The 6,655-nt window shown below is 60.4% G+C and carries 6 protein-coding genes, 1 tRNA gene and 1 pseudogene; 2 read left to right on the top strand and 6 right to left on the bottom strand.

The genetic code is table 11. The features are described 5' to 3' along the window. Positions 1-347 (top strand): annotated as a pseudogene (locus tag Q3981_RS05530) (hypothetical protein); the annotation flags it as partial. 61 nt (positions 348-408) lie between these two features. Here the strand turns inward: Q3981_RS05530 and Q3981_RS05525 are convergent. Together Q3981_RS05525 and Q3981_RS05520 are read right to left on the bottom strand one after the other, a co-directional pair. Beyond that, on the bottom strand, positions 409-1,374 hold the full coding sequence (locus Q3981_RS05525) for a PHB depolymerase family esterase (protein WP_303124428.1): 966 nt from the start codon (positions 1,372-1,374) through the stop codon (positions 409-411). Positions 1,375-1,467: 93 nt separating this feature from the next. After that, positions 1,468-2,859 (bottom strand): MFS transporter, encoded by a 1,392-nt coding sequence (locus tag Q3981_RS05520; protein ID WP_303124427.1) that lies wholly within the window; start codon positions 2,857-2,859, stop codon positions 1,468-1,470. Positions 2,860-3,005: 146 nt separating this feature from the next. Between Q3981_RS05520 and Q3981_RS05515 the strand changes: the two genes are divergently transcribed. Then, positions 3,006-3,884, top strand: coding sequence for an oxidoreductase (locus tag Q3981_RS05515; RefSeq protein WP_303124426.1), 879 nt, complete (start codon positions 3,006-3,008; stop codon positions 3,882-3,884). Positions 3,885-3,957: 73 nt separating this feature from the next. On the opposite strand, the gene Q3981_RS05510 is transcribed toward Q3981_RS05515, so the two are convergent. The 4 genes from Q3981_RS05510 to Q3981_RS05495 all read right to left on the bottom strand — a co-directional run bounded on the left by Q3981_RS05510 (position 3,958) and on the right by Q3981_RS05495 (position 6,466). After that, on the bottom strand, positions 3,958-4,119 hold the full coding sequence (locus Q3981_RS05510) for a hypothetical protein (RefSeq protein ID WP_303124425.1): 162 nt from the start codon (positions 4,117-4,119) through the stop codon (positions 3,958-3,960). Continuing rightward, positions 4,116-4,556, bottom strand: coding sequence for a hypothetical protein (locus Q3981_RS05505; RefSeq protein WP_303124424.1), 441 nt, complete (start codon positions 4,554-4,556; stop codon positions 4,116-4,118). Before Q3981_RS05505 ends, Q3981_RS05510 begins: the two co-directional genes overlap by 4 nt. Before the next feature lie 403 nt (positions 4,557-4,959). After that, positions 4,960-5,035, bottom strand: a tRNA-Thr gene (locus Q3981_RS05500). Between the two features lie 108 nt (positions 5,036-5,143). Continuing rightward, positions 5,144-6,466 (bottom strand): DNA polymerase III subunit delta', encoded by a 1,323-nt coding sequence (locus Q3981_RS05495; protein WP_303124423.1) that lies wholly within the window; start codon positions 6,464-6,466, stop codon positions 5,144-5,146. Positions 6,467-6,655 lie beyond the last annotated feature (189 nt).

Genomic DNA, 6,655 nt, shown 5'->3' with positions numbered 1-6,655 from the left:
TTCTGTCGGTCATCTCGGGCCTGGGCTTCGGGTTCGTCGGCGTAGCTGCCCGTTTAGTGACGGTGCATTCGTCGGTATTCGGCTGGCTCGGCGACGCGTTCGTCTGGGCGATGGTGCTGATGGGCGGCCTTGCTGTGGTTGCTTATGGCTATGCGTTGGATAGATTGCCGACGACGACGGTGGCGGCGCTGTCTTTCGCGTGCGAGACCATTGTTCCGTCGGCGATCGGGCTGATCTGGCTGGGCGACGAAGTCCGGCCGGGGTTGATGTGGTTGGCAGTGGTCGGCTTCGTGGCGGTGCTGGGGGCGTGCGTGCAGCTGTCTAGCAAAGCGGAAGTGGAAGCGTAAAACTGGAGGCGTAAAAACTCGCTGCGAACGGCCTTATTCGCCGCGCGTCGCCCCGCGCACCTTATTTATGGTGCCGGCTCAGGAAGTCCCACACCACGTCGGTGGTTTGGAGCGTGTGGTTATACGGCCCTTCCCCACTTTCCTTTTGGTATGGCGATCCCGGCCAATTGTGGCCTCCATCAGCGATGGCAAGGTGCTCGACGTCGACTCCCGGGCGGCACCCTCCCCATGTCATGCGGGTGACGTTGGCCGCCGACGTCGGCGATGTAGCGGGTTCCGATGCGCATCCGTCTAATTGCGCGAATGTTCCCGCCAGTTCGGGTGCTGCTACGTAGCGTTCGCCGTGGCTTGTGCCTCCGTCGTAGTGCATGGTTCCGTCTTTGACACCGTGTATTTCCAAGACAGACACGTCGTTGTTCGGCGTCGACCCGGTGGTGCATGATGTGTGCGTCGCAGGATAGTAGGCACCGGCGACGGGCGCCACGGCGGCGAAGGTCTCCGGCATTGTGCAGGCGAGTTTGGCGGCGAATCCCCCGCCGTTGGATTTCCCGGTCGCGTAGATCCGGGTGTGGTCGATCCGGTATTTCCGGTCGAGCTGGGCGAGGATATCGCGAACGAGCTGCGAGTCTTTGTCCCCGTCGTTGGTGGTGGCGTAGGGCGCGGATTCCCATGCGCGCTGGGTGCCACTTGTGTCTTTTTCGCCTTGGGGGTATACGACGAGGGCCGGGAGTCGGTCGAGATCGGTGTATTTCTCCATGAGCGCGGCATTTTGGCTGTGCCCGTGGAAGGCGAAGATCACCGGAAGCGGCGCGGCGGTTGCGTCGGTACTGGGTACGGATAAGCGGTACGAGCGGGTGAGACCACCCGACTTGATCGTGATGGCGGAGCTCGATGGTCCGTTGAGTTCTTCCTCTTCACTGGGCGACGACGATCGTCGCCGGGTCACGATGACGGCGAAGAGGGCTGCAATAACGAGGCTGATTATGACAGCGGTGGCTATTGCGCGGCGGCGTGGTGAGTGAATCACCACCCCAACAGTATGCTTCCCTAAACGTCACGGTCAAGGGTTGGCGGTCAAGGGCCGGTGATCGAGGCTGGCTCCCAAGCGCCACCCCACCGGCTACTCCTCAGCCGTCACGTCGTCCAGGTTTTTACGCGACACCATGAACAGAAGAATCAGCGTCAGCGTGGCCTCGATGGCGCCGAAAGCGAGCATGTCTACGTAGTCGAAATCCCCGGAGAGCTTCGTCAAAATCATGGGGAAGAAGAACCCGACATACGTCAGCACGTAGAACGCCGAGGTCAAACCGGCAAGATCATCCGGACCAGCGAGCCGCTGGACCTCCGTCAGGCCAGAGATCAGAACGAGCCCGTACCCGAGGCCCAACAAAGCAGCCACGGAAATGGATCCAACGATGGAGAGTCGCGTCGATACGAAAGCCGCTAATGCCATCCCAATGGCAACGAACACGATGCCCAGGATGGGGCCGCGCGCGCTGTAGTCGGTGTTGATGCGGTCGCCGACTTGCTGGATGCCGAACCCGAATGCCAAGCACACCACGGTGAGGAGTGCGGAGTAGGCGACGGGGGCTTTGACGTGTGAGGACATGAGTGCGGGTGTCACCGCGTAGGCAACGCCGGCAGCCCCGAAGACCCAGGGTGCGATCGGCACGGCGACCGTCAAGAACCGTGGGTGCTTAGCGGTGGGAACGGCCAGGTCAGACCAAAAGCTGCCGTGAACTTTCAAGTGTGCAGACTGGCGAGTTTCCGGTATTTTCACCAGGAAAACCAGGGTGGGGATAGACAGAATGATCTGCAAAATATAGGAAAGCTGCCCTGGGATCGGCCCCCATTGTGCGAGAAGACCAGCAACTCCGGCACCAACTCCGAAGCCACCCGTGAGAGCCATCGCTGCTCGGGCCGCACCAGCAGACTTTTTCGCGTGCGGGTCAAACGGTGCCTGAGAGAGCTCTTTCACCCACGAGCCACCAACAGTCATGGCAATCCCCACAGCCAGGCCGGCGAGCAGTCGGCCGATAAACATGGGGACCTCGGACTTTTCACCGATGGCAATCAAAATCGAGCCGATGATGGCCGCGACCGGCCCCCATAACATCACCGTCTTACGCCCGTACCTGTCCGAGAGTGGCCCTAAGAAAACCAAACCGGCCATAATCCCGATGGCATATGCCCCCAACAGGGAGTCGACGAAGACCGGCGAGAACACACTTTCACCACGGTAAAAAATGAGGAGCGGTGTGAATTCGTTGCCACCCCAGGCGATCACAAACATCGCCAGTACGACGAAAACCCATGCGTAGCGATCCGAGGCGTTCGCGGTGGTCGGCGTGGCGGCCCGGAGTTCGTGAGGTGTGACGTCGGCAAGCTGATCCTGTTGCGTGCTACTTCGCGCACTCGTCGTTGCGGAAGCGACGCTGCTGTCAGCGGTATGTAGGGCAGGGTCAAGATGTGCGTCTGAGCTGTCGCTCTCAGACGATTTCGGGGAGGACATGGCCTTATCGTAGGAGTGCCCAGTTTTCCAACGAAATAAAATCGCGATTTTAGGCCGAAATTACGCAACTCTCACACAAACGACCAATATGTGGTATGGATCATGTTTTCGACGTATCGCCTGAATCGCCGGAAGGTAGGACAACGATGGCTCGCACGAATCCCGACACAGCTCATAACAATCGCTCTAGCTCACTCGATGGCAAGAAGGTTGCTTTGGTGACGGGCGCGACGTCGGGTATCGGTCGATCGGCCGCGCTCAAGCTGCTCAAGAAGGGTTTTGTGGTTTACGGTGCGGCGCGGCGCGAGGATCGTTTGCGCGAGCTGGCGCGCGACGGGGTGCGCACTCTGCGGATGGATGTGACTGATGAAGCTTCCATGCGCGACGGGATCAACACCATTATCGACGACGCTGGCCACATTGATGTTCTGATCAATTGTGCTGGATATGGCGTTGTGGGCGCTATTGAGGATGTCGATCCGGAGGATGCCCGCCGACAGTTTGAGGTTAACGTGTTCGGCCCGATGGCGTTGGTGCGTTTGGTTGCGCCGTATATGCGGGAGCAGGGGGAGGGCCGGATTGTGAATGTGTCGTCGATCGCGGGGAAGGTTCCTGCCCTGCTCGGCGGCTGGTACCACGGGTCGAAGTTTGCTCTGGAGGGCCTGAGCGATTGCCTGCGCTTGGAGCTGGAGCCGTGGGGTATCGATGTGTCCGTGGTGGAGCCAGGCCCGGTGAAGACAGAGTGGCCGCATATTGCTCAGGAATCGTTGGAGGAAACCAGTGATGGTGGGGCGTATGCGGAGATGGCGCACGCGGTGGCGGAGTCTGTTGAGTTTAAGCACCGCCCGGGGATGGTGTCCCGGCCTGGGACTGTGGCGCGTGTTGTTGTGAAGGCCGCGACGACTGAGCGGCCCCGCACGAGGTACGCGGTGGGGCCATTAGCGAAGTTCACGGTGCTGTTACGCCGCCTACTCCCCGACCGAGCTGTAGATTTCTTTATCCGTAAGAGCTACAAGCTCGGATAGGCGGGATGTGGAGCCGCCTGTCAGAATTGATCTGGCGATATCCTCATGACGGGTGTTTGTCGACGCAGTGCGCCTACCAACGCTTCTTCCGCCGACCAGACTTATTGTTCTCGTCATCCGAGAAGTCGAATCTAGGCCAGCGGTACTTGGCGAAATACTGCTCCGGGTCCGTCTCAAGGAGCTTGATGCGCTCCGAATAGGTTGCATCGAATGTGGTGTTCTTTGGGCTGGTCACTTCGGCTCACCTCCATGGCGTAAGTCAGAAACAATTCTACCCGCACGGCTGAAAGAATCCATGTTAATTTTCGGCACTCCTCCCTGCGCCACGAACGTCGTGGCCAATGACGAGCCGTACTTCATCAGAAGTTTTTGGTGAAAGCTCGTGAGGCCATTAACCGGCTTAGCATCAACGGTGAGCAGGCCAAAAAGGCTATTACCTGCGTAAACAGGGGCCACCGCGAACGATCCGTACTCGAGCTCCTCATCCGCTTCCGGCCCCGTGAGCTGACGAGTGTCCTGTACTAGTCGCCCTTCGCCCGCCAGCGCGAGCATGAGTGTCGGCGATTCGTGGGTGAACACTCGGCTAGATACGCGCCCCATTTCGCCGATCCTTCCCCATGCTGCCGCAGTAAGGGTTGCGTGCTCTGGCGAGGTGACTTCAAAATAGTTCACCGACACCCCAGTGTCGGGCCCCAACCTGCGGCTAGCGACCGTCAGCACTATGTGCCGTGCGCCTGACAGCTGCTCCTTTCGATCCCTGGTCCCGAGCTCAGGGTCCGAAGCTCTCAATATCAAGGCATCGAGCATGTTGATCTCCGAAAGAGAGTACCTCGGAGAGGAACGTCCCTCGTGTACCCAGCCATGTAAGGGCCTTTGGCTCTGGCAAAACTAAGTCGTCCCCATTAGCAATCTGCATCACGTGTATACCCCCGTTATCCCACCCGTGATGTGTTCGGGAATTATTACGGAAAGATCCCGAACGCCACCGCAAAACCACGCACGATGCCTCGTGTTCCCCCGGTCCGCGGAAATGCGTGAAGCCCCAGTCAGAACCAGAATTGTGCCTGGGGCTACGTGGAGCCGCCTGTCAGAATCGAACTGACGACCTTCTCATTACGAGTGAGATGCTCTACCGACTGAGCTAAGGCGGCATGAAGTACCTCGACGCATATTACCTGAACCAGTCGCGGGACCAAAACGTAGCCCTCACCTCGCGATTCGTGCGATAAATTCCCGCCCCCGCCGCGACTTCCCTCGCCCTACCCAACAGGCCCGGTCACACATATTTGCCGCAACCGTCCCACCATCGCGTCGAGCGCTCCCTCTTGCCGAACCCCTGAAGCGAGTAGCTCTCGCCCCATCCGGACAGCATCGACGCACTGTAGCAGCTGCTCAGGCGTGTTTCGCCGGGCCAGTTCGGCCGCTGTATTCACGTGGTCGGGGTGGATAGCGGGCACACCTCCGCCACCAGCATTAACACTCACCATGAGCGCATCGCGGTAAAGCCCCGCAATATCCATCAGCGAGAGATCCAACAGGTCAATAACCATTCGCGTTCGGCGGTTTTTCTGCTTCGTTTCCAGCTCCTTCATCGCGCCCGCACTCCCCCGCTGCGCCTTCGCCGCGCCACGCCCTTTCGCACCAACACCCAGCGCCTCCCGCAACTTCGCCAACTCGGCCTCATCCCGTTCAGCGGTGGCCGCCTCGGCTTCCTTCTTTGCCGACGCCACCAGTTCTCCGGTGTACAGATACGCGTCCCCGTCCTGATACACCTTTTCCGGGACGCGCAGTGCCCGTTGCCGCTGAGTGCGCGCCTGTTCGTCCGACGCTAGCCGCTTGGCCCGTCCAACATGCCCGCCCGACACAGACGCCGCCCAATCAATCTGCTTGTCGGTAAGCCCCAGGGCTGCGTCGTCGGCAAGAATGTGTTTGACCTCGTCTATCGAGGGAGTGGGGATGTAGACGTGTCGGCATCGCGAACGGATCGTCACGTGGACATCATCCGGGTCGGTGGACGGCGCGCACAGGATAAACACTGTCCGCGGTGGCGGCTCCTCGATGGACTTCAGCAGGGCATTGGCGCCGGCATCGTTGAGCCGGTCCGCGTCCTCGACGATCACGACGCGCCATTGCGCGGTGGTGGGCATGCGCGAGGCCGCTTCGATCATGTCGCGCACCTGTTTCACCGGGATAACGACGCCTTCGGGCACGATCGTGACAATGTCCGTGTGCGTTCCCGCCAGGGCGGTCCGGCAGGCTTCGCATTGCCCGCAACCAGGTATTTCTTCCTTGCACATTAACGACGCGGCGAATGCTTTCGCGGCGACGGAGCGGCCCGCGCCGGGCGGCCCGGTGAAGAGCCAGGCGTGGGTCATGTGGGCGGATTGGTGCGCCGATGGATGCTGGCCGGCGGACAGAGCGTAGTCGGTTGTAGCAGTCCCGCTAGCCACACCACCGTCCCCACGCGCAGCAATCTCCCGGGCAGCGTACACAGCATTCGTGAGTGTTTCGCGCACGGTGGGGGATCCCACCATCTGCCGGAGCAGTGGCGGTTCGGGGCGGTCGGTGGCGCGGGAATTCATGGGAATAGTGTACGTTGCGCCCCGGACATGCCATGCCGGCGATATGCGCGGCCGAGACACCGCCCGTCGCACCGATTGACCAGTTATCCTATTGATTATGACTATTCAGGAGTATCTGCGGTGGCTTCGGGGGACGTCGTGGCCTTTGTATGCGGCATTGGTGCTTCTGGCTAATGTGGTCGGCGCGCT

The organism is Corynebacterium sp. (genome assembly GCF_030530965.1).
Taxonomy (GTDB): Bacteria; Actinomycetota; Actinomycetes; order Mycobacteriales; family Mycobacteriaceae; genus Corynebacterium.
Note: the sequence above shows the minus strand (reverse complement) of the source record. Positions and strands in the feature narration are given on the sequence as shown.